The organism is Xanthomonas sp. 3307, from assembly GCF_014199735.1.
Classification (GTDB): Bacteria; Pseudomonadota; Gammaproteobacteria; order Xanthomonadales; family Xanthomonadaceae; genus Xanthomonas_A; species Xanthomonas_A rydalmerensis.
On sequence record NZ_JACHOG010000001.1, the window covers coordinates 74944 to 96789 of the forward strand.

The following is a 21846-nucleotide window of genomic DNA, read 5'->3' on the forward strand; positions in this document are numbered from 1 at the left end:
CGGCACGCGACGCTCAGAGCACCGCGATCTGCACCCGCGCCTGCGGATCGCGCTTGGCCACGTACATGGCCTCGTCGGCGCGCTGAGTGAGCAGGACCGGGTCGAAGCCGGGCCCGGCCTGCACGGCGATGCCGATGCTCGGCTGCAGCGGCAGATGCCGGCCGCTGACCACGCAGCCACCCGCGCACGCCTCCATGATTCGCGCCGCGGCAGCCAGCACTTCGTGTTTGGCGTCGGCCAGCCCTTCCAGCAGGACCACGAACTCGTCGCCGCCCAGCCGGGCGATGCTGTCCTGCCCGCGCAGGCAGCGCTGCAGCAGCCGCGCGAAGTGCACCAGCAGCGCGTCGCCGACGTGGTGACCGAAACGGTCGTTGACGCTCTTGAAGTCGTTCAGATCCAGGAACATCACCGCCACCTGGCCCTGGCTGCGGTGCTCGTTCATGCGCCGCCGCAGGGTCTGGTTCCAGGCCATCCGGTTCGGCAGTCCGGTCAGTTCGTCGCGCAGCGCACGCTCTTCCAGCAAACGCGCCAGCCGGGTCTGCCCGGTGATGTCGCTGATCATCAGGTGCAGGCCGACCCGCTGCGGCGCCAGCGCCACGTCCGGGATCAGGCTGAAATGCATGATCCGCAGGGCATCGGCGGCATCGCACAGTTCGGCATCGAACTGCGCCGGCTCGCCCTGCAGCGCCGCCGGCAGATGCGGTTGCAGCAAGGCCAGTTGCTGCGGGTCCAGCACCTCGTGCAGGCCGCGGCCGACGATGCGCTCCGGCGCCAGCGCGAACCACTCCGCATACGGCCGGTTGACGAACTGGTAACGCAAGTCGCGATCGAGGTAGGCGATCAGCGCCGGCGCGTTGTCGGCGATGGTGCGCAGTTGCGCCTCGCTGTCGCGCAGGCGGCGTTCGGCCAGGTACTGCTCGGTGATGTCCTGGACATGGGTGACCAGATGCAATGGACGGCCCTGCTCGTCGCGCACCAGCGAGACCGCCAGGCGTGCACGTACGGTATGGCCGTCGCGGTGGCGGTAGCGCTTTTCGACGCGGAAGTCGCTGCACTGCCCGCTGCGCAACGCCACCGCCCGTTGCATGTCCTCGGCGAGATCATCCGGATGGGTCAGATCCTGGAAACGTAATTCCAGCAACTCCGCGCGGCTGTAGCCAAGCATCGCGCACAAGGCGTCGTTGACATCCAGCCAGCGCCCTTCCAACGATACCAGCGCCATGCCATGCGCGGCCGCCGAGAACGCGCCGGAGAACCGCTGCCCGGCCAGCAGCGCGGCCTGCGTCGCCGCCCGTTCGGCGCTGACATCGCGTATCACGCAGACCGCGCCCAGGCTGCGGACACCGCCGCCTTCCAGCCGTTCCGCATTGCACAGCACGCTACGTGGCGCCTGCCCCTTGGCGGCGATCACGATTTCCGCATCGCGCACCGATTCGCCGCGCCAGGCGCGGAACAGCGGCACCTCCTCACGGGACAGTGGGCGCTTGCCGCTGGCGTCGAACAGATCGAAATACTGCGACCACTGCTCGGGCGGCAAGGCGCGCGGATCGGCCCCGTGCCAGTGACGCGCCACCTGGTTGAATTCGCCCAGGGTGCCATCGGCCAGGCACGACACCACGCCATCGGGCATGGTCTCCAGCAGCATGCTCAGGGTCCTGGCCTGCTCGTGGGCGATGCGCGCGTCGCGGCGCGCCTCCAGTTGCGCGGTGACCTGCCTGGCCAGCCGCTGCAGCCCTTCGCGCTGGCGCGCGTCCAGTTGCCGCGGACGGATGTCGATCACGCACAGGGTGCCATAGCTGTGGCCTTGGTCGCCGACCAGCGGCATGCCGGCATAGAAGCGCAGGTGCGGCGCCCCGCCCACCAGCGGATTGCCGGCGAAGCGCGGGTCCAGCGTGGTGTCGGGGATCTCCAGCAATTGCGGCGACAGCAAGGCATAGGTGCAAAAGGCCAGCTCGCGGGGATAGCCGGTGGTGCCGGCGGGCAGGCCGCAACTGGCCTTGAGCCATTGCCGGCGTTCGTCGATCAGCGAGACCAGCGCGATCGGCGCCTCGCACAACTGGCTGGTCAGCCAGATCAGGTCGTCGAATGCCGGCTCCTGCGGGGTATCCAGCATTCCCAGCTCGGCCAGCGCACGCAGGCGCCCCGCTTCGTCGGCAGGCAACGGCACGGGGGCCGGATCGGGGACCGAGGGTCGGTTCATGCGCGGCACCAAGGGAGGTTCCCGCACGATAACGGGCGGCCGCAACGATGGCGAGCCCACCGCGAATGCCACGGCGCAAAACAGCATGGCGACCGCGACCGCCACCTCCGTGCTCCGCCCCTGCCATTCCCACGACGTTCCACGCCCTGCGCCCGGGCCACCCGGGCCACGCCCCGCCGGCAACGATTACCCAGCGACGCCGCGCTTCTCCATGAACACGCACGCGAGGACAATCCCGCTGGGATGCGGATAGCCTCCCTCGCGCAGCACCGCGTAGCCCTGGGCGCGGTAGAACGCCACCGCATTGAGCGCCGCGGCCAGGTGAATGCGCGGGCACGGCGCCAAGCGCTGCTCCAGCGCCTGCAGCAGGCGCCGGCCGAGGCCGCTGCCGCGCAGCGCAGGGTCCACGAACAGGCCGTCGATTTCCGCACCGGCCACGTCGACGACACCGAACCCGAGCACGCGACCATCGGCGTCCTCGGCGACGAGGGCGCCGCCGGTGGCGACCAGCCCGCAGTACGACGCCGGCGCCGGCGCCGCGGACCAGCGCGCGATCACCTCCGGCGGATAGTGGCTGCTGCAGACCTCGCGCACGCAGCGAGTGCGCAGCGCCCACAGCGCCGGGATGTCCTCGGGCACCGCCTGCCGCAATCGCGTCGGCGCCGCTTCGCTCATTGCGATTTGCTGTCGCGCAGGCGGCGGATGCGTTCCGGCGGCTGGAACGAATCGCTGCGCGCATCGCCCCAGTAGTCGTGGAAGACCGCGTGGTCGGGCACCGTGCGCAGCAGTTCGCCCGGCTCCAGGTAGCGGTACAGCGAGGCCAGCGAGCGGATCTCCACCTGCGAGATGCGGCGCAGGATGTGTTCCGGCCCCAGCTGCGAGGGATGCGCCAGCCCGGCGGCGCTCAGCAATTCGCGCAACGCCTTGAGCGTGTTGGCGTGGTAATGCGCGACGCGGGTGGCCTTGTCGGTGGGATCCAGATGCTGCCAGCGGCGCCGGTCCTGGGTGGCGATGCCGGTCGGGCAGCGGTCGCTGTGGCAGCTCAGCGACTGGATGCAGCCCAGCGCGAACATGAAACCGCGCCCGGCATTGCACCAGTCCGCGCCCAGCGCCAGGGTGCGCGCGATGTCGAAGGCGCTGGTGATCTTGCCGGCGGCGCCGAGCTTGATCCGTTCGCGGATGTCCAGCCCGACCAGGGTGTTGTGCACCAGCAGCAGGGCTTCGTGCATCGGCACGCCGACGTGGTCGATGAATTCCGCCGGCGCCGCGCCGGTGCCGCCCTCGGCACCGTCGACGACGATGAAGTCCGGATACAGCTCGCTTTCCTGCATCGCCTTGGCGATGGCGAACCACTCCCAGGGGTGGCCGATCGCCAGCTTGAAGCCGGTGGGCTTGCCGCCGGACAGCTCGCGCAGCCGCGCGACGAACTGCAGCAGTTCCAGCGGCGTGGTGAACGCCGAATGCCGCGACGGCGAGACGCAATCCTGGCCCATGGCGACGCCGCGGGTGGCGGCGATCTCGGCGCTGACCTTGGCCGCCGGCAGCACCCCGCCGTGGCCGGGCTTTGCTCCCTGCGAGAGCTTGATCTCGATCATCTTGACCTGCTCCAGCGTCGCGTTGGCGACGAAGCGCTGCGGGTCGAAGCGCCCTTCCTCGTCGCGGCAGCCGAAGTAGCCCGAGCCGATCTCCCACACCAGGTCGCCGCCGCACTCGCGGTGATAAGGCGAGATCGAGCCCTCGCCGGTATCGTGGTAGAAGCCGCCCTGGCGCGCGCCGGCGTTGAGCGCGCGGATGGCGTTGGCCGACAGCGCGCCGAAGCTCATCGCCGAGATGTTGAACACGCTGGCCGCGTACGGTTGCGCACAGTCGGCGCCGATGGTGACGCGGAAGTAGTGGTCGGCGATCTCGCTGGTGGCAAGCGAATGGTTGATCCACTCGTAGTCCGGCGCATAGGTGCTGCGCTGGGTGCCGAACGGCACCACGTCCATCACGTTCTTGGCGCGCTGGTAGACCAGGGCGCGCTGCTGCCGCGAGAACGGCGCCTCCTCGATGTCGCTCTGCAGGAAGTACTGGCGCATCTCCGGGCCGACCGATTCCAGGCCGTAGCGGAAATGCGCCAGGATCGGATAGTTGCGGCGCAGGGTGCTGCGGGTCTGCAGCAGGTCCACGGTGCCCAGCACCGCCAGCACGGCGAAGGCCGCAACGCCCCAGCCCCACAGCGGCCAGATCGCGCACAGGGCAATGGACAGCGCCAGCAGCAGGCAGCTGGCGATATAGGCTAGGTAGCGGTGCATCGCGGTCCTCGCAGGAGTCGGAAGCCGGCGAGTGTAGAGGGTGTCGCGGGCGTGGCGTTGCCACTGCCGCCGGGTCCGCTCCGCGCAGGTACAGCTTGCGCATGCCCGCCGCGCCGGTGGCGCGGCATGGCGAACGCGCCTGGGCTGTCCTACAACCGGTCGTCCACCGCCGCGCGCGGCCACACCGACTTGACGTCGTAGACCACCAGGTCGGGCGTGCCGAGTGCGCGGATCTGCGCCGCGTCCAGGTCGCGGTAGGCAGCGTGCGCCACCGCCAGCACCACCGCGTCGTAGCGGCCGGGCACCGGTTCCGCCAGCAGGTCGACGCCGTGCGCCTGCGCCGCCTGCGGATCGGCCCAGGGATCGCAGGCGTCGACGCGGGCGCCGGCCGCCGCCAGCGCCTGCACCAATTCCAGCGCGCGGCTATTGCGCAGGTCCGGGCAGTTCTCCTTGAAGGTGACGCCGAGCACCAGCACGGACGCATCGGCCATCGCCACGCCCTTGCCGGCCAGCAGCGCCTGCACCCGTGCGGCCACGTGCGCGCCGACCCGGTTGTTGACCTGGCGCGCGGTGTGGATCAGGTCCGGGTGGTAGCCCATGCTCTCGGACTTGTGCAGCAGGTAGTACGGATCCACGCCGATGCAGTGGCCGCCGACCAGGCCGGGCCGGAACGGCAGGAAGTTCCACTTGGTGCCGGCGGCATCCAGTACGTCCTGGGTGTCGATGCCGAGCCGGTCGAAGATCAGTGCCAGTTCGTTGACCAGGGCGATGTTGACGTCGCGCTGGATGTTCTCCACCACCTTGGCCGCCTCGGCCACGCGGATCGACGGCGCGCGCCAGGTGCCGGCGGCGATGATGCCGGCATACAGCACGTCCACGGCGTCGGCGGCGGCCGGGTTCGAGCCGGAGGTGATCTTGCGGATGTCGGCCAGGCGCCGCTGGCGGTCGCCGGGGTTGACCCGCTCGGGGCTGTAGCCGCAATGGAAATCGACGTCGCAGCGCAGCCCCGAGCCCTGCTCCAGCAGCGGCACGCACACCTCTTCGGTGGTGCCCGGATAGACGGTGGATTCGTAGATCACCAGGTCGCCGCGCTTGAGCACGCCGGACAGCAGTTCGCTGGCCTGGCGCAGCGGCTGCAGGTCGGGTTGCTCGTGCGCATCGATCGGGGTCGGCACGGTGACGATGTACACGTTGCGGTCGCGCAGCTCGGCCGCGTCGTCGCTGTAGCGCAGGTGCACGCCGGCGCGCAGTTCCTCGGCCTCCAGTTCCAGGGTCTGGTCGTGCCCGGCGCGCAGTTGCGCCACGCGCTCCCCATCGATGTCGTAGCCGAGCGTGTCGTGGCGGGCGCCGAACGCCACCGCCAGCGGCAGGCCGACGTAGCCGAGGCCGATCACGGCGATGCGCGGCGGCGCGGAATCGAACACGGGGGCGACGGACATACCAATCCTTTGCGGCACCAGCGGTAGCCGTCGGTGCATGGGGGTGAAAAGCATGGGAGTCCGCGGGCGGACGCCGCCCATGGTAAGCCGCACCGCTGGCGCCGACCAAGCCGGTCCGCGCAACGCCAGTGTTGCAGGCATGTGTGCGTCTTCACGCGCGCGCCGTGCGGCGCCTTCACAACATGGTGTGTGAAGGTCGCTGCCTGGCGTCACGCTTTGCGTCCGCGCCACCGCGTCTTGCCGCGCAGACGACATAAGCACCACTCCGCCTTTACGCGGGGCGGCCTAGTCTGGGGAAGTGGACGCGTCAGGGGGCGCCTCCGCATCCCCCTTTCCTCTCACTCAAGGAGAACTCGCGTGAGTCACGCTCCGAGCCTGCTCGTGGATGTCGAAGCCGAATTGGCGCATTGGAAAGCGCTGCACGCGGCGGGCAAACTGGGGTCGCAGTCGTTCAGCGAACATGCGCGCCTGATCAAGATGGCGTGCGACGTGTTCCTGCAACTGCCGCGCGAATCCAACGACGTGCGGCTGCAGCGCCTGCGTCAGCGCTACGACGGCGAGCACCCCTGGCCGCGCATCGCCTGGAGCGATGCCGAAACCCTGGTCGTTGCCTGCTGGGCACGCCTCGACGGATCCGAGCAGCGCGACCACCACCCAGATCCGGCGCACACCCCCGCCTGATCCAGAAGGTCCACACATGTCCCTGCCCGCCAACCGCGACAACGCCCACGATTCCCAGCAACGCAGCCAGACCCCCGACAAGATGCACAACGACGACGCGCAGTGGAAAGCGCGCGATCAACCCGACAGCGATCCCAAGCACGACCACGCCGACCCGGAACACGACTATCCGCGCCCGGACGGCAGCAAGTAGGTAAGCACGTTACCCCTCCCGCTGCGGCCGACCACGGTCATCGCCGCAGCGGCACCCCTCCCGCAACACCACCGACCTGCGGCAGTCAGCGCAGGCTCGACCCACGCACGATGCAGCGGCCGCTGAGCACCACCTTGCGGGTCGGCTGCGCCGGCGCGTTCATCCGCTCCAGCAGCAACGACATGGCGGTACGGCCCATCTCTTCGACCGGCTGTTCGATCACGGTGATGCCGGGTTGGACCAGGTCGGTCCAGCTTTCGTTGTCGAAGCCGGCCAGTGCCAGGTCCTGCGGAATGCGCAGGCCGGCGGCCCGCACGGCCTTCATTGCGCCCATCAGCAGCAAGCTGTTGCTGGCCACCAGCGCATCCGGCCGCGGCGTCTGTGCCAGCCAGGCCTGGACCTCGGCAATCGCCGCCTCCGCGCTCGGCGCCACCTCGCGGTAGTCCGGCGCCAGGCCGTGCCCGCGCATCGCCTCCAGATAGCCATCGCGGCGTTCGGCGGCGGTGCTGCTGGTCTTGCCGAACAGGCCGCCGATGCGGAGCACGCCTTGGCCGACCAGATGATCGACCAGGGCGGCCATCGCCGCGGCATTGTCCAGGACCACGCTGTCGTGCGTGCCGCCCTTGCCGGCACGGTCCAGCAGCACCACCGGATGGTCGAAATGCAACTTGCCCAGTTGGCTCTGGGTGGTGCGGGTGGGGGCGAAGATCAGCCCGCTGACCCGCTCTTCCTGCATCAGTTGTAGATAGAGCGCCTCGCGCTGCGGATCCTCGTCGGTATTGCACAGGATCACCCGCATGCCGGCACGGTAGGCCACGTCCTCAACCGCGCGAATGGCCGCGGTGAAGAACGGATTGCGGATGTCGGCAACGATCAGGCCCACCACCCCGGAGTGCTGCGAGCGGAGCCGCCGCGCCATCAGGTTGGGGCGGTAGCCAGTCTCGCGGACCGCCGCCTCCACCCGCGCCCGCACCTCTTCGCTGACCGGGCCCTGGCCCAGTGCGCGCGACACCGTGGAAGTCGAGACGCCGGCGACCCGGGCCACGTCGTGAATGCTGACGCTCACTGGCAACGTTCCCGCATATTTTTCATTTCCACTCCTTGTCGCCTGGCGTCTTTCGATAGTAGCACCGGGCTTTTCCCAAATATTTGTGCACTGCACATTGACGATTGACTGGGAACGTTCCCACACTGCGCCCACTAGCCGCCCACCCCAAGGAACCCGCGTGTCCCAGACGCCCTCCTCTCCCCTGGTTTCCAGCGATCTGGTCCGGGTCGATGTCCAGGCCCGCGACAAGGCCGACGCGATCGCCCAGGCGGCGCAGTTGCTGGTCGCCGCCGGCTGCGTGCCGCCGGCCTACGAGGCCAGCATGCTGCGCCGTGAAGCGCTGGCCAACACCTTCCTGGGCCACGGCGTGGCGATCCCGCACTGCACAGGCGAAGACCGCCACCTGGTGCGCCGCGACGGCATCGCGGTGCTGCAGCTGCGCGACGGCGTGGAGTGGAACCCGGGCCAGACCACACACCTGGTGGTCGCCATCGCCGCCCAGTCCGACACCCACATCACCGTGTTGCGGCGCCTGACCCGGCTGATCCAGGACCCGCCACGGCTGGAGGCGCTGTTCGCCAGCGACGACCCGCAGGCGATCGTCGCCGCCCTGAGCGAGGACGCGGCCGTCGCCGCGCCCACCGCCGCGGCCAGCGACCTGGCGGAACGCTTCGAGTGGACCGTGCGCTATCCCACCGGCCTGCACGCGCGCCCGGCCACGCGCTGGGTGGAAACCGCGCGCGGCTTCGCCGCCCGCATCCAGGTACGCGCCGGCGACCAGGTCGGCGATGCCAAGAACCTGGTGTCGCTGCTGCAGCTGGGCCTGCACGCCGGCGACACCGTGACCATTTCGGCCGAGGGCCAGGACGCCGCCGCGGCGCTGGCGCGGCTGCGCAGCGTGATCGACGGCCTGACCGCGCAGGAGCAGGCCGACGCCGAGGCCGCCGCACAGCGCCGTGCCGCGCCGGTCGCCGGCTGGACCCCGCCGCAGGCGCAGCCGGCCATCGTCGGCATCGGCGCCAGCCCCGGCCTGGCGATCGGCGTGGTGCACAAGCTGGCCGGCCATGACGTGGCGGTGGCGGACACGCCGGTACCGCTGAGCGACGGCGGCGCCCTGCTGCACGACGCCCTGCAGCGCACCCGCACGCAACTGCAGGCCATCGAAGAGGACACCCGGCGCCGGCTCGGCGCCGGCGATGCGGCGATCTTCCGCGCCCAGGCCGAACTGCTCAACGACACCGACCTGATCACCCTGGCCTGCCAGTTGATGGTCGAAGGCCACGGCGTCGCCTGGTCCTGGCAGCAGTCGGTCGAGCGCCTGGCCAACAAGCTCTCGGCGCTGGGCAACGCGGTGCTCGCCGGACGCGCCAGCGACCTGCGCGACGTCGGCCGCCGGGTGCTGGCGCAACTGGATCCGGGTCTGGCCGGCGGCAGCCTGGAGCAGTTGCCGGCCGCGCCGTGCATCCTGCTCGCGCACGACCTGTCGCCGTCGGACACCGCCAACCTGGACACCCGCCGCGTGCTCGGCCTGGCCACCGCGGTGGGCGGCCCGACTTCGCACACCGCGATCCTCTCGCGCACCCTGGGCCTGCCGGCGCTGGTCGCCGGCGGTGCCGACCTGCTGGACCTGGAGGATGGCGCCACGGTGATCGTCGACGGCACGAGCGGCCGCCTGTACGTGGCGCCGTCGGACGAGGACCTGGCCTCGGCCCGCGCCTACATCGACGAACAGCAGCAACTGCGTGCGCGCGAGGCCGAACAGCGCAATCAGCCGGCGCAGACCGAGGACGGCCATCGCCTGGAGATCGGCGCCAACGTCAACCTGCCCGAGCAGGTCGCCGCGGCGCTGGCGCAGGGCGCCGAGAGCGTAGGCCTGATGCGCACCGAATTCCTGTTCCTGGAGCGTGGCAGCACGCCCAGCGAGGACGAGCAGTACGCCACCTACACCGCGATGGCGCAGGCGCTGGACGGCCGCGCGCTGATCGTGCGCGCGCTGGACATCGGCGGCGACAAGCAGGTCGCGCACCTGAACCTGCCGCGCGAGGACAACCCGTTCCTGGGCGTGCGCGGCGCGCGCCTGCTGCTGCGCCGCGCCGACCTGCTGCAACCGCAGTTGCGCGCGCTGTACCGGGCGGCCAAGGACGGCGCGCGCCTGGCGATCATGTTCCCGATGATCACGTCGGTCGCGGAACTGCTGACGCTGCGCGCCGAATGCGAGCGCCTGCGCGCGGAACTGCAGGCGCCGGAGGTGCCGCTGGGCATCATGATCGAAGTGCCGGCCGCGGCGATCCAGGCCGATGCGCTGGCCAAACACGCGGACTTCTTCTCGATCGGCACCAACGACCTGACCCAGTACACCCTGGCCATCGACCGGCAGAACCCGGACCTGGCTGCCGAAGCCGACAGCCTGCATCCGGCGGTGCTGCGCCTGATCCGCACCACCGTCGAGGGCGCGGCGCGCCACGGACGCTGGGTCGGCGTGTGCGGCGGCCTGGCCGGCGACGCGTTCGGCGCGGCGCTGCTGGCCGGCCTGGGCGTGCACGAGCTGTCGATGACGCCCAACGATATCCCGGCGGTGAAGGCGCGCCTGCGCGGCAGCCGCCTGGATGCGCTGCAGGCGCTGGCGCAGCGCGCGCTGGACTGCGAAAGCGCGGCCGAGGTGCGGGCGCTCGACGGCGGGGCCGGCGCATGAGCGTCGATGCCGTCACCGTCACCCTGAATCCGGCGATCGACCTGACCGTGGCGATCGACCGGCTGCAGCCCGGCCAGGTGCATCGCGCGCGCAGCGCCCACGCCATCGCCGGCGGCAAGGGCATCAACGTCGCCGCCTGCCTGGCCGACGCCGGCCTGCGCTGCGCCGCGCTCGGCGCGCTCGGCGCCGGCAATGCGCCGGTGTTCGAGGCGCTGTTCGCCGAACGCGGCATCGACGACCGCTGCCTGCGCGTGCCCGGCGACACCCGCAGCAATCTCAAGCTGGTCGCCGCCGACAGCGGCGCCACCACCGACATCAACCTGCCCGGCCTGGCCCTGGACCAGGCCCAGCTCGACACCATCGGCGCGCGCCTGGCCGACATGCTGCGCCCCGGCCTGCCGGTGGTGCTCAGTGGCAGCCTGCCGGCCGGCCTGGCCGAGGACACCTGGCGGCAGCTGCAGGCGCAGGCCGCCGCCGCCGGCGCGCGGGTGCTGCTGGACACCAGCGGCGCGCCGCTGCATGCCGCCCTCGACGCGCCGCGTGCGCAACTGCCGTTCGCGATCAAGCCCAACCGCCACGAACTGGAGGAATGGGCCGGCGCGCCGCTGGCCACCACCGCCGACCTGCTCGGCGCCGCACGCGCGCTGCTGGCGCGCGGCATCGGTCTGGTCGCGGTGTCGCTGGGCACCGAGGGCGCGCTGTTCGTGCGCGGCGAGCAGGCGCTGCTGGCGCAGCCGCCGCAGGTCACCGGCGGCAGCAGCGTCGGCGCCGGCGATGCGATGGTCGCCGGCCTGGTCGCGGCATTGCGCGCCGACGCCGACCTGGCGACCTGCGCGCGCCAGGCCACCGCCTTCGCCGTGGCCACGCTGGGCAGTGGCGTCGCCCGCCGCCTGCCGCGCGAGCGCTTGCCGGCGCTGGCGGCCGCGGTCCGCCTGGAGACCTTGTCATGACTTCCGCCGCGTCGCCGCCGTGCGCCGCGTCCTCTTGCGCTCATCGGGAGCCCGCATGAATCCGATCCTTGTGGTGATCGCCGCCGGCGATCGCAGTACCGAAGCCGTCCTCGCCGCCGAGGCGCTGCGCCATGCCGCCACGCTGCGGGGCGCAGTCCTGCAGGCCGAGGTGCGCACGCCGCAGGGCGTGATCGCGCCGCTGGACCTGGCCGCGGCATCCGCGGCCGCGCCGCTGCTGCTGATCGGCGACGGCGAGGCCGACACCGCCCGCTTCGCTGGCCGCAGCCTGCACCGCAGCAGCCTGGATGCGGTGCTGGCCGATGCCGGCGCCGTGCTGGCGCCGCTGCTGGCGAACGCCACGACCGACGCCGCCGTTCCGGCCGCTGCCGGCAGCGCCGAGGGCGCCGGCAAGCGCATCGTCGCCATCACCTCCTGCCCCACCGGCATCGCCCACACCTTCATGGCCGCCGAAGGCCTGCAGCAGGCGGCCAAGGTGCTGGGCCACCAACTTCGGGTGGAAACCCAGGGCTCGGTGGGCGCACAGGACGCGCTCAGCGCCGAGGAGATCGCCGCGGCCGACCTGGTGCTGATCGCCGCCGACCGCGAGGTCGACCTGGGCCGCTTCGGCGGCAAGCGCCTGTTCAAGAGCGGCACCAAGCCGGCGATCAACGACGGCCCGGCGCTGATCCGCAAGGCCCTGGCCGAGGCCAGCGTGCACGCGGCCGGCACTGGCGGCAGCGCCCCGGCCCAGGCCCAGGGCGGTCGCTCCGCCGGTCCGTACAAGCACCTGATGACCGGCGTGTCGTTCATGCTGCCCTTCGTCACCGCCGGCGGCCTGCTGATCGCGCTGGCGTTCGCGCTCGGCGGCATCTACGCCTTCGACGACGCGCACAAGGGCACCCTGGCCTGGTCGCTGTTCCAGATCGGCGCCAAGGCCGGCTTCACCCTGATGGTGCCCGCCCTGGCCGGCTACATCGCCTACTCCATCGCCGACCGCCCCGGCATCGCCCCGGGCATGATCGGCGGCATGGTCGCAGCCAATCTCGGCGCCGGCTTCATCGGCGGCATCTTCGCCGGCTTCATCGCCGGCTACGGCGTGGCCGCGCTGAACCGGGCGATCAAGCTGCCGCGCACCCTGGAAGGCCTGAAACCGGTGCTGATCCTGCCGGTGCTGGGCACTCTGCTGGTCGGTCTGGCCCTGCTGTACGTGGTCGGCCAGCCGGTGGCCGAGCTGCTGGCCTGGCTCACCGAATGGCTGCGCGGCATGCAGGGCAGCAGCGCGGTGCTGCTGGGCCTGCTGCTGGGCGCGATGATGGCCTTCGACATGGGCGGGCCGGTCAACAAGGCCGCCTACGCCTTCTCCACCGGCCTGATCGCCAGCCAGGTGTACACGCCGATGGCCGCAGCGATGGTCGCCGGCATGACCCCGCCGCTGGGCATCGCCCTGGCCACCTGGGTGTTCCGCAACCGTTTCACCCAGGACGAGCGCGGCAGCAGCGCCGCCACCGGCGTGCTCGGCCTGGCCTTCGTCACCGAAGGCGCGATCCCCTACGCCGCGCGCGACCCGCTGCGCACCATCCCCGCGCTGATGCTCGGCTCGGCGCTGGCCGGCGCCATCTCGATGGCCGCCGGAGCCGAGCTGAAGGTGCCGCACGGCGGCGTGTTCGTGCTGCCGATCCCCAATGCGGTCAGCCACCTGGGCATGTACCTGGTGGCGCTGCTCGCCGGCACCGTGGTCACTGCGGTGGCGTTGCGGGTGCTGAAGAAGCCGGTCGTCGTCGCCTAGTCCCTTCCATGCGCCGGCGCGTCGCCATGCGATGCCCCTCCCCCCGTCGCCGCTGGCGGCGCGCCGGCCTTTCCCTGCTGAGGAGTTCCGCCATGTCCCGTCCCCTCGTCTCGCACCTGCCCCTGGCCACCCTGGCGCTGGCCCTCGCCGCGCCGCTGGCCCACGCCCAGGACGCCAGCGACGCGTTCAAGCTCAAGCTCGCCTACACCGGCGAGGCCGCGGTCTCGCTGGACGGCGGCAAGCATGAGGGCAGCGCCTACGCCGGCCAGCTGATGTTCGGCACCGACGTGGACCTGCAACGGCTGATGGGCTGGAACGGCGCCACCCTGAAGGTCTACGGCATCAACCGCCACGGCACCAACCTGGCCAACGGCAACATCGGCAACAGCACCTCGGTGCAGGAAATCTACGGCGGCCAGGGCACCCGCCTGGCCAACTTCACCATCGACCAGAAGCTGTTCAACGACCGCCTGGAACTGGAAGCCGGCCGCAGCGTGGCCAACATCCACTTCCTGGGCTCGGACCTGTGCGGCTACTTCCAGGGCAATTCGGCCTGCGGCAACCCGACCTTCGTGTTCCGCACCAGCAACTTCACCTATTGGCCGGTGTCCAGCTGGGCCGCGCACGCCAAGGCCTGGGTGACGCCGAACGTCTACGTCCACGTCGGCGCCTACGAGGTCAACCCGATCCAGGCCGAGCGCGGCCAGCACGGCCTGAACTGGAGCACGAACGACCGCACCGGGGTGATCGTGCCGTACGCGATCGGCTACAGCACCCAGACCAGCGGCGCGCGCCTGCCGGCGATGTACGAGATCGGCGGCTGGCAGGACAACTCCGATTACCGTGACCCGCTCAACGACCGCAACGGCAACCCGGCGCGGCTGAGCGGGCTGGACTACGCCAATCGCAACGGCCGCTCCGGGGCGTTCGTGCGCTTCGAGCAGCAGGTCACCCGCCCCGACCCGGACAGCAACCGCGGCCTGGTAGTGTTCGGCTCGGCGCTCAAGGGCACCTCCGGGCAATTGATCGAAGACCACTTCCTGGAGCTGGGCCTGGTCCAGCGCGGCACCTTCGCCAGCCGCCCGCAGGACAACATCGCCTTCGTCGTCACCCAGCAGCACTACAGCGACGACGCCCTGGAAGACCTGCGCCTGGCCCGCGCCGCGGCCGGCGGCAGCGGCACCCCGCACCGTTCCCAGACCATGATGGAACTGAGCTACGGCATCGAGGTGACCCCGCAACTGCGCATCGCGCCGAACCTGCAGTACATCGTGCACCCGGACCAGTTCAACGAGCCGGCGCGCACCCGCGACCTGCCCAATGCCTTGGTGGCTGGGTTGCGGCTGGACTGGACCCTCTGAAGGGCGGAGAGTCGGGAATCGGGATTGGGGATTCGCAAAAGCGGGCGGGTCGCGGCTGGGGCGGTGCGTGCCGGGTGATGGCGCATGCTGTTTCGGACGCCCCCGCGCTCGGCTCCCTGCCCTGGCGTGACGGCTGGACACGGATTGGCGCAGCGGCGGCGATGGCGGGTCTGCGTCCACCCGCGCGTGTGAAGGCCCGGCGGTGAACGCCTTTCCCTTGTCGCGCCGCTCGGGCGCAGCGCCCTCCACGCCAGGGAGACCGCGCTGGCGCCGATTGCGCGCCGGCCACCTCCGATGACCCGGCGCTGGATGACAGGACGATAGCCAACCGGCCGAGCGACAGATGGCAGAACGCACGAGGCCCCGGCATGCCGGGGCCTCGTGCGTTTCCTTCCCTGTGATTCCTATCGCAGTGCGGCTACGCCAGTCCATCGGCGCCTGCGGGAGCGAAAAGTGGGCCGGCAAATCGAGATCCGTTCGATTCCGTGCGAGCCGTCTCCCTGGCGCGGGAGCGGTGACGTTGCCGGCGCGTTCATGATGCCGCCGCCCGGGGGGGCGTGAGGATCGGCGGATGCCGCGGCAGGCTATAGGGTTTTCCCTACCCGGCGGAGTCAGGACCAACACCGCGCAAACGATGTCATGGATGACAATCGTCATCACCGCATCGCAGAATCTGGATACAGACTCCACCGAAACTACATCGACGTATGTGAACGTAGCGACTTCGCCGCCGCCGATTACGACGGTTTTCCCACATCCCCGTTGCAAGCATTCGCGTCATGCGCATCCTGGTTGCCGAAGACGATACGTCCATTGCTGTTGCGTTACGCGATTCGCTCGCCGAGTGCGGTCATGTGGTGGACCATGTCAGCGACGGTGCCGCCGCCGAACGCGCACTCGGTAGCGAAAGCTATCAATTACTGGTCCTGGATCTGGGCCTGCCGCGCCGCGACGGGCTGCAGGTGCTGCAGCGCCTGCGCGCCCGCCGCGACGAGATCCCGGTGCTGGTGGTGACCGCGCGCGACGCGGTGGAAGACCGCATCCGCGCGCTCGACCAGGGCGCCGACGACTACCTGATCAAGCCCTTCGAACTGTCCGAGTTCCTCGCCCGCACCCGCGCGCTCCTGCGCCGCAGCAGCAGCGGCGGCGTGCCCGAACTGGTGCTGGGGCAACTGCGCATCAACCTGGCCGGGCGCCGGGTGTGGCTGCAGGACCAGCCGCTGGACCTGACCGCGCGCGAGTTCGCGCTGTTGGAGACGCTCTTGCTGCGCAGCGGGCGCGTGGTCAGCCGCAGCCAGCTGACCGAAGCGCTGTGCGATTGGCAACACGAAATCACCGACAACGGCCTGGACATCTCCATGCACCGCCTGCGGCGCAAGCTGCACGGCGCCGGCGTCGGTATCCGGACCATCCGCGGCCTGGGCTACCTGCTGGAGGAGTCGCGCGCCGCCTCGCCGGCCGCCGACCACGCACAGATCCCGCAGTGAGCGCGACCGCGGCCGCGCAGTCGCCGGCATACCGCCACCCCAGCCTGCGCCAGCGACTGCTGGCGTTCCTGCTGATCCCCACCGTGCTGCTGATGCTGGTGGTGTCGGCGCTGTTCTACCTGCTGATGCTCAAGTACACCAATCACGTCCACGACATGGACCTGAAGGAGGACACGCAGGGCCTGGCCAATGCGGTCAACGACCCCGGCGAGCGCATGCCGCTGACCTTGCAGGCACGGCAGCTGCTGGAGTACAGCAGCGACGGCCGGGTGTTCTTCAAGCTGGACAGCCGCCGCCACGGGGTGATCAGCGGCAGCACCCTGCCGATTCCCGCACACCCGGATCCAGCCGAGATCGGCCGGGTGATGCTGTACGACGACCACATGGACAACGGCGTGCCGGTGCGCGTGGCCAGCCTGTTGCTGCCCTCGGCGCTGGAGCCGGGCGATTGGCTCACCGTGTCGGTGGCCGAGACCCTGGACGACCGCCACCGCCGCGCTCGCGAGATCCTGGTGCTGATGCTGCCGACCGAACTGCTGCTCACCTGTTCCCTGCTGGTGCTGGTCTGGCACGGCGTGCGGGTCGGCCTGCGCATGCTGGAGCCGGCGGTGCGCCGGCTCGACGACAGCCAGCGCGACCTCAGCCCGGTATCCGGCCCGGACATCCCGGTGGAGATCCTGCCGCTGACCCAGGCCATCGACGGCCTGCTCGGCCGCCTCAAGCACATGATGGCGCTGCAGGAGCGCTTCCTCGCCGACGCCGCGCACCAACTGCGCACGCCGCTGGCCGGGCTGAGCATGCACGTGCAGCGCGCCCAGTCCAGCCAGCGCCCGGAAGACACCGCGCAGGCGCTGCAGCACATCCGCCAGCTGACCGACCGCGCCACCCGCACCTCCACCCAGTTGCTGGCGATGACCCGCACCCAGGCGCCGCGCGAGAGCATCCGCGAACTGCTGCCGCTGGACCTGGCGCAATGGCTGCCGCAAGCGCTGTCCGAGCGCATCCCCGACGCGTTGCACGCCGGCGTGGACCTGGGCTACGACGGCGCCGACGACGACGCGCCCGCCTGGGTGGCCGCCGACGTCTATGCGCTGCGCGAGTTGCTCGACAACCTGCTGGACAACGCCTTCCGCCATGCCGCCGGCCGCGTGGTCACGGTCAGCCTGCGCCGCGATCCACAGTCTGTCCGCCTGGCCGTGGACGACGCCGGCAACGGCATCGACGAGGCCCTGCTGCCGCGCCTGGGCGAGCGTTTCTTCCGTGCTCCGGACGCGCCCGAAGGCGGCACCGGCCTGGGCCTGGCGATCGTCGCCAACATCGCCGCGCGCCACCACGCCACGCTGCGCTACCGGCGTTCGGCGCTGGGCGGGTTGCGCGCGGAACTGGACCTGCCGGCCGCCGCGGAGCCGCAGGCATGAGCCGGATCCTTATCCGCCCGCTCACGATGCTGACGCTGGCCGCCGCGCTCGCGCTGGGCGGCTGTGCCAGCAAGCCCATCCCCGACCTGCGCCAGCCGTCGATGCCCGCACAGTGGAGTAGCGCGACGCCGCAGGCGGCCGCGCCACGCCCGCCGGGCAACGCCTGGTGGCAGGACTTCCACGATCCGCAACTCGACGCGCTGGTCGCGCAGGCGTTGCGCGATGATCTCGAGGTGGGCCAGGCGCTGGCGCGGCTGCGCGCGGCGCGGCGGCTGGATGCGGTCGCCGACGCGACCCTGCGGCCGCAGCTGCGCGCGCGCACCGAGGACCCGATCGACCCCGACGCCAGCGCCTCGTTCCTGGTGGTCGGCGTCGATTCGGAATGGGAGCTGCCGCTGTTCGGCCGCGGCGAAGCCACCAATCGCGTGGCACGCGGCGACCTGCAGAGCGCCCAGGCCAACCTGGCGCAGGTGCGCGCGGCGACCATCTCCGACGTGGCGCACAACTGGATCGACCTGCGCCACGCGCAGCAGGCCGAACGCCTGCTGCAGGACATCGCCAGCGCGCGCCAGCGCCAGGCCGGCCTGCAGCAGACCCTGGTCGATCTGCACCTGGCCGCACCGGCCACCGCCGCGCAGGCGCAGGCCGCGGCGCTGCAGGCGCAGACCGCGGCGAACGAACCGCGCGACGCCGCAGCCGCGGCCGCGCGGCGCCTGGCGGTGCTGCTGGGCCGCGACACGCCCGACCCGGCGTGGAGCACGGCCGCGGCCGCCACCGCGCCGGGGCAATTGCAGATCGCCGCGGTCGACAGCGTGCCGGCCGACCTGCTGCGCCGGCGCCCGGACATCGCCGCGCACGAGGCCGAGGTGATCAGCGCCGCCGGCGCGCTGGGCATCGCCCGCGCCGACCGCTACGGCAGCATCGGCCTGGGCGGCGCGATCCGCTGGTCGACCAGCCTGCTGACCCATCGCCGCACCGCCACCCATGGCATCGCCTCGTTCGGCCCGGTGATCGACATCCCCCTGTTCGACTGGGGCATCCGCCAGGCCAAGGCGAAGGCGCGCGGCGACCTGCTGGAAGCGGCCACCCTGGCCTACCGGCAGAGCGTGCTGGACGCGGTCAACGAGGTCGAGAACGCCCTGACCACGCTGGAACAGCAGCGGCGCAACACCGAGACCCAGCAGCAGGTGCTGCAGGCACAGCAGCAGGCCAGCGACGTCGCCCAGCAGCGCCGGCGTCTGGGCCTGGGCAGCGACCTGGACGTGGCCACGCAGCAGGCCGCACGCGACCAGGCCGCGCTGGAGCTGCTGGAAGCGCAGCGCCAGCGCGACCTGGCCTACGTCGCCCTGCACACCGCGCTGGGCAGCGCCACCGCGCCGATTCCCGATACCGGCAACGAACACCAAGGCGCGCAGCCCTGATGGTCGCGCTGGCCCGCCAGACCCTGCGCTACGAATGGCGCCGCTTCCTGCCGGTGGTGGTGTCGGTGGGCTTCGCCAGCCTGTTGCTGCTGCTGCAGACCGCGCTGGTGCTGGGCATCTTCGGCAGCGCCAGCGTCTATGTCTCCGGCTCCGACGCCGACCTGTGGCTGGGCTATCCCGGCACGCAGAGCGTGGACCAGGGCCGCGCCATCGATCCGGACGCCGCCGCGCCGCTATACCTGGACCCGCGCGTGGCGCAGGTCGAGCCATTCATCTGGTTCGACGGCGACTGGCGCGGACCCGGCGACACCGGTGCGGTGTCGGTCTACATCTCCGGCATCGACACCCGCGACGGCGGACTGATGTTCTCCCGCCTGCTCAGCCCCGCCCTGCGTGCGGGCCTGCGCGAACCGGACACCGTGGTGGTGGACCGCGCGGAACTGGACAAGCTCGGCGTCGGCGTCGGCAGCAGCGCGCGCATCAACGGCCACCGCGTGCGGGTGATCGGGGTCGGCCGCGGCCTGCGCGCGCTCGGCGGGGTCAACGTGCTGGCGTCGCTGGACACCGCGCGCGCGCTCAACAGCGACACCGCACACCCGGATTGGCCGACCTACATGGTGGCCAGGCTGCGCCCCGGCACCGACCCGCAGGCGGTGGCGCAGGCGATCGACAGCGCGGTCACGCGGCCGCGCGTGGAAGCCTGGAGCGCCGACGATTTCGCCCGGCGCAGCATCCTGTTCTGGATGTTCGACACCGGCGCCGGCTCCGGCGTGCTGTTCCTCGGCGGCATCGTGCTGCTGGTCGGCGTGGCCATCACCAGCCAGACATTGCTCGGCACGGTGCTCGGCGCCGCGCGCGAGTACGCCACGCTCAACGCGCTGGGCGTGAGCATGCGCAACCTGCGCTGGGTGGTGCTGGAACAGGCCGCCTGGGTCGGCGCGCTGGGCCTGATCGGCGCCAGCGCCCTGGGCGCGGCGCTGGTCGCGCTGGCCCGCGCGCACGACGTGCCGGTGGCGTTCAACGCCAGCGGCTGGGGCCTGTGCGTGTGCGCGGTGATGCTGCTGACCGTGGTCTCGGCCCTGGCCGCGCTGCGCGGGCTGCGTCGCGCCGATCCGGCGTTGCTGCTGCGATGAGCCGCATCGTCGCCCCTGCCGCGCTGCACCCGGCCGCTGCCACCCTCAGCGGCAGCGGGCTGTGCAAGAGCTTCGTCTCCGGCAGCCTGCGCACGCCGGTGCTGCGCGACGTGGAACTGCAGGTGTGGCCGGGCGAACTGACCCTGATCTCCGGCCCGTCCGGCTGCGGCAAGAGCACCCTGCTGTCGATCCTCAGCGGCCTGCAGCGCGCCGACGCGGGTCGCGTGCTGGCGCTGGGCGAGGAGCTGGGCGCGCTCGGCGCCACCGCGCTGGAGCAGTTCCGCCTGCGCCACACCGGCTTCATCTTCCAGGGCTTCAACCTGTTCCCGGCGCTGTGCGCGCTGGACCAGGTGCGGCTGCCGCTGCAGTACATGGGTCTGGCCCCGGCCGAGGTGCGCAGCCGCGCCGAAGAGGCGCTGGCCGAGGTCGGCATCGCCCACCGCCAGCACCTGCGCCCGTCCGAACTGTCCGGCGGCGAGAAGCAGCGCGTGGCGATCGCCCGCGCGCTGGCCAAGCACCCCGCGCTGCTGTTCGCCGACGAACCGACCAGCGCGCTGGACGCCGGCAACGGCCAGATCGTGATCGACCTGTTGCATCGCATCGCGCGCCGCCACAACACCATGGTGCTGTGCGTGAGCCACGACCCGCGCCTGATCCGCCACGCCGACCGCGTGCTGTCGATGGAGGACGGCCGCATCCACGACGACCGCCGCGTCATCGCGCCGCCCTCGCCCCTGCCCTCACGGAATCCCGCACCATGAAAGCGTTCGCCGCCGCGCCCCTGCTGAGCCTGCTGCTGGCCGCATGCGCGCCATCGGACCGTACGCCGGCCCCGGCGCCGGCCGCCACCCCGGCCTACCTGGCAGTGGCGCGCGGCCGCATCGACGTGGAAGGCGGCGTGCTCAAGCTCGGCCTGCCGGTCGCCGCGACCCTGCGCGAGGTGCCGGTGCACGAGGGCGACGCGGTGCAGAAAGGCGCCTTGCTGGTCGCCGGCGACGATCGCGCCGCCGCGGTCGACCTGGACATCGCCCGCACCCGCGCGCAGGCCGCCGCCGCCCACCTGAAGCAGTTGCAGCAACGCCTGCAAAGCGCCCAGCAGAAGCAGCGGCGGCTGGCCGAGGCCGCGCGCCTGGGCGCCGGCGACGGGCAGACCGCCGACGACGCCAGCGACGCGGTGCAGAGCCTGGTCGACGCGCTGGACACCGCGCGCAGCGACGCGGCCCTGGCCGAGGCGCAGGTGCGCGCGACCGAGTTGCAGCGCGCGCAGTATCGTCTGCAGGCGCCGGTCGCCGGTCGCGTGCTGCAGCTGTCGGCCGCGGTCGGCGCGCGCAGCGAGGCCAACACGCCGCTGCTGACCCTGCTGCCGGACGCACCGCGCCTGGTCCGCGCCGAATTGAACGAAAGCTATGCCGGCAGCGTCACCCCGGGCATGGCCGCCGAGGTGATCAGCGACGACGGCCGCCAGACCGTGCTCGGCGAGGCGGTGGTGCGCTGGCTGGCGCCGGCCTACGGCCCCACCCAGCTGCACGACGACGCCACGCCCGCCGGCAACGACCGCAGCGTGGCCTGCGTGCTAGCCTTCACCCAGCCCTCGACCCTGCGCCTGGGCCAGCGCGTGCTGGTGCGCTTCCGCAACCCGGCCGCAGCCAAGCGCTGAGCTGCACGCCGCCACCGCGGCGAAAGGCTGCTGAAACGCGCGGCGGCGACCCTGCACGGATTGCCGAGACTGCGCAGCCGCGCCTA

Annotated in this window: 17 protein-coding genes; 12 read left to right on the plus strand and 5 right to left on the minus strand. The window is 71.6% G+C overall.

Features of this window, described 5'->3' with window-relative positions; all coding sequences use genetic code 11:
• Positions 1 to 13: 13 nt before the first annotated feature.
• From GGR64_RS00295 to GGR64_RS00310, 4 genes are all read right to left on the minus strand, one after another.
• Positions 14 to 2200 (minus strand): diguanylate cyclase, encoded by a 2187-nt coding sequence (locus tag GGR64_RS00295; protein ID WP_184643252.1) that lies wholly within the window; start codon positions 2198 to 2200, stop codon positions 14 to 16.
• 186 nt (positions 2201 to 2386) lie between these two features.
• Positions 2387 to 2875, minus strand: coding sequence for a GNAT family N-acetyltransferase (locus tag GGR64_RS00300; RefSeq protein WP_184643255.1), 489 nt, complete (start codon positions 2873 to 2875; stop codon positions 2387 to 2389).
• Positions 2872 to 4494 carry an FMN-binding glutamate synthase family protein gene (locus GGR64_RS00305; protein WP_184643257.1) on the minus strand — a complete coding sequence of 541 codons (1623 nt, stop codon included), beginning with the start codon at positions 4492 to 4494 and terminating at the stop codon, positions 2872 to 2874. Before GGR64_RS00305 ends, GGR64_RS00300 begins: the two co-directional genes overlap by 4 nt.
• Before the next feature lie 149 nt (positions 4495 to 4643).
• A complete protein-coding gene (locus tag GGR64_RS00310) occupies positions 4644 to 5933 on the minus strand; it encodes a nucleotide sugar dehydrogenase (protein WP_184643259.1) in 1290 nt (429 codons plus the stop codon).
• 357 nt (positions 5934 to 6290) lie between these two features.
• Between GGR64_RS00310 and GGR64_RS00315 the strand changes: the two genes are divergently transcribed.
• Positions 6291 to 6614 (plus strand): transposase, encoded by a 324-nt coding sequence (locus GGR64_RS00315; protein ID WP_160964977.1) that lies wholly within the window; start codon positions 6291 to 6293, stop codon positions 6612 to 6614.
• A 16-nt stretch (positions 6615 to 6630) separates the two neighbouring features.
• A complete protein-coding gene (locus GGR64_RS00320; protein ID WP_184448533.1) occupies positions 6631 to 6807 on the plus strand; it encodes a hypothetical protein in 177 nt (58 codons plus the stop codon).
• Between the two features lie 85 nt (positions 6808 to 6892).
• Here GGR64_RS00320 and GGR64_RS00325 read toward each other — a convergent pair whose 3' ends face one another.
• Complete coding sequence (locus tag GGR64_RS00325) at positions 6893 to 7873, minus strand: LacI family DNA-binding transcriptional regulator (protein ID WP_184643261.1); 981 nt, start codon at positions 7871 to 7873, stop codon at positions 6893 to 6895.
• A gap of 160 nt (positions 7874 to 8033) precedes the next feature.
• Between GGR64_RS00325 and ptsP the strand changes: the two genes are divergently transcribed.
• The 10 genes from ptsP to GGR64_RS00375 all read left to right on the plus strand — a co-directional run bounded on the left by ptsP (position 8034) and on the right by GGR64_RS00375 (position 21760).
• Positions 8034 to 10547 carry a phosphoenolpyruvate--protein phosphotransferase gene (gene ptsP / locus GGR64_RS00330; RefSeq protein ID WP_184643263.1) on the plus strand — a complete coding sequence of 838 codons (2514 nt, stop codon included), beginning with the start codon at positions 8034 to 8036 and terminating at the stop codon, positions 10545 to 10547.
• Complete coding sequence (pfkB, locus tag GGR64_RS00335; protein WP_184643266.1) at positions 10544 to 11497, plus strand: 1-phosphofructokinase; 954 nt, start codon at positions 10544 to 10546, stop codon at positions 11495 to 11497. The genes ptsP and pfkB overlap by 4 nt, the downstream gene beginning before the upstream one ends.
• 55 nt (positions 11498 to 11552) lie before the next feature.
• Entirely contained in the window at positions 11553 to 13283 is a 1731-nt protein-coding gene (locus tag GGR64_RS00340; protein WP_184643267.1) for a fructose-specific PTS transporter subunit EIIC, read from the plus strand.
• Positions 13284 to 13375: 92 nt separating this feature from the next.
• The gene (locus GGR64_RS00345; protein WP_184643269.1) at positions 13376 to 14644 is read left to right on the plus strand and encodes a carbohydrate porin; all 1269 of its coding nucleotides are present in this window, start codon (positions 13376 to 13378) and stop codon (positions 14642 to 14644) included.
• Between the two features lie 779 nt (positions 14645 to 15423).
• Positions 15424 to 16131: a response regulator gene (locus GGR64_RS00350; protein ID WP_160947424.1), complete on the plus strand. Its 708-nt coding sequence runs from the start codon at positions 15424 to 15426 to the stop codon at positions 16129 to 16131.
• Positions 16128 to 17549, plus strand: a complete 1422-nt coding sequence (locus tag GGR64_RS00355) for a sensor histidine kinase (protein ID WP_160964989.1) — start codon at positions 16128 to 16130, stop codon at positions 17547 to 17549. Before GGR64_RS00350 ends, GGR64_RS00355 begins: the two co-directional genes overlap by 4 nt.
• A complete protein-coding gene (locus GGR64_RS00360) occupies positions 17546 to 18970 on the plus strand; it encodes an efflux transporter outer membrane subunit (RefSeq protein ID WP_184643271.1) in 1425 nt (474 codons plus the stop codon). The genes GGR64_RS00355 and GGR64_RS00360 overlap by 4 nt, the downstream gene beginning before the upstream one ends.
• Positions 18970 to 20103: an ABC transporter permease gene (locus tag GGR64_RS00365; RefSeq protein ID WP_184643273.1), complete on the plus strand. Its 1134-nt coding sequence runs from the start codon at positions 18970 to 18972 to the stop codon at positions 20101 to 20103. Before GGR64_RS00360 ends, GGR64_RS00365 begins: the two co-directional genes overlap by 1 nt.
• On the plus strand, positions 20100 to 20864 hold the full coding sequence (locus GGR64_RS00370) for an ABC transporter ATP-binding protein (protein ID WP_160964995.1): 765 nt from the start codon (positions 20100 to 20102) through the stop codon (positions 20862 to 20864). The genes GGR64_RS00365 and GGR64_RS00370 overlap by 4 nt, the downstream gene beginning before the upstream one ends.
• Positions 20861 to 21760, plus strand: a complete 900-nt coding sequence (locus GGR64_RS00375) for an HlyD family efflux transporter periplasmic adaptor subunit (protein WP_160964997.1) — start codon at positions 20861 to 20863, stop codon at positions 21758 to 21760. Before GGR64_RS00370 ends, GGR64_RS00375 begins: the two co-directional genes overlap by 4 nt.
• The last annotated feature ends 86 nt before the right edge of the window (positions 21761 to 21846 follow it).

Coding starts and splice junctions, on each gene's coding strand:
- GGR64_RS00365 (WP_184643273.1), top strand. CDS start 18,970: ATGGTCGCGCTGGCCCGCCAGACCCTGCGCTACGAATGGCGCCGCTTC.
- GGR64_RS00295 (WP_184643252.1), bottom strand. CDS start 2,200: ATGAACCGACCCTCGGTCCCCGATCCGGCCCCCGTGCCGTTGCCTGCC.
- GGR64_RS00300 (WP_184643255.1), bottom strand. CDS start 2,875: ATGAGCGAAGCGGCGCCGACGCGATTGCGGCAGGCGGTGCCCGAGGAC.
- GGR64_RS00340 (WP_184643267.1), top strand. CDS start 11,553: ATGAATCCGATCCTTGTGGTGATCGCCGCCGGCGATCGCAGTACCGAA.
- GGR64_RS00360 (WP_184643271.1), top strand. CDS start 17,546: ATGAGCCGGATCCTTATCCGCCCGCTCACGATGCTGACGCTGGCCGCC.
- GGR64_RS00350 (WP_160947424.1), top strand. CDS start 15,424: ATGCGCATCCTGGTTGCCGAAGACGATACGTCCATTGCTGTTGCGTTA.
- GGR64_RS00320 (WP_184448533.1), top strand. CDS start 6,631: ATGTCCCTGCCCGCCAACCGCGACAACGCCCACGATTCCCAGCAACGC.
- GGR64_RS00370 (WP_160964995.1), top strand. CDS start 20,100: ATGAGCCGCATCGTCGCCCCTGCCGCGCTGCACCCGGCCGCTGCCACC.
- GGR64_RS00345 (WP_184643269.1), top strand. CDS start 13,376: ATGTCCCGTCCCCTCGTCTCGCACCTGCCCCTGGCCACCCTGGCGCTG.
- GGR64_RS00305 (WP_184643257.1), bottom strand. CDS start 4,494: ATGCACCGCTACCTAGCCTATATCGCCAGCTGCCTGCTGCTGGCGCTG.
- GGR64_RS00310 (WP_184643259.1), bottom strand. CDS start 5,933: ATGTCCGTCGCCCCCGTGTTCGATTCCGCGCCGCCGCGCATCGCCGTG.
- GGR64_RS00375 (WP_160964997.1), top strand. CDS start 20,861: ATGAAAGCGTTCGCCGCCGCGCCCCTGCTGAGCCTGCTGCTGGCCGCA.
- pfkB (WP_184643266.1), top strand. CDS start 10,544: ATGAGCGTCGATGCCGTCACCGTCACCCTGAATCCGGCGATCGACCTG.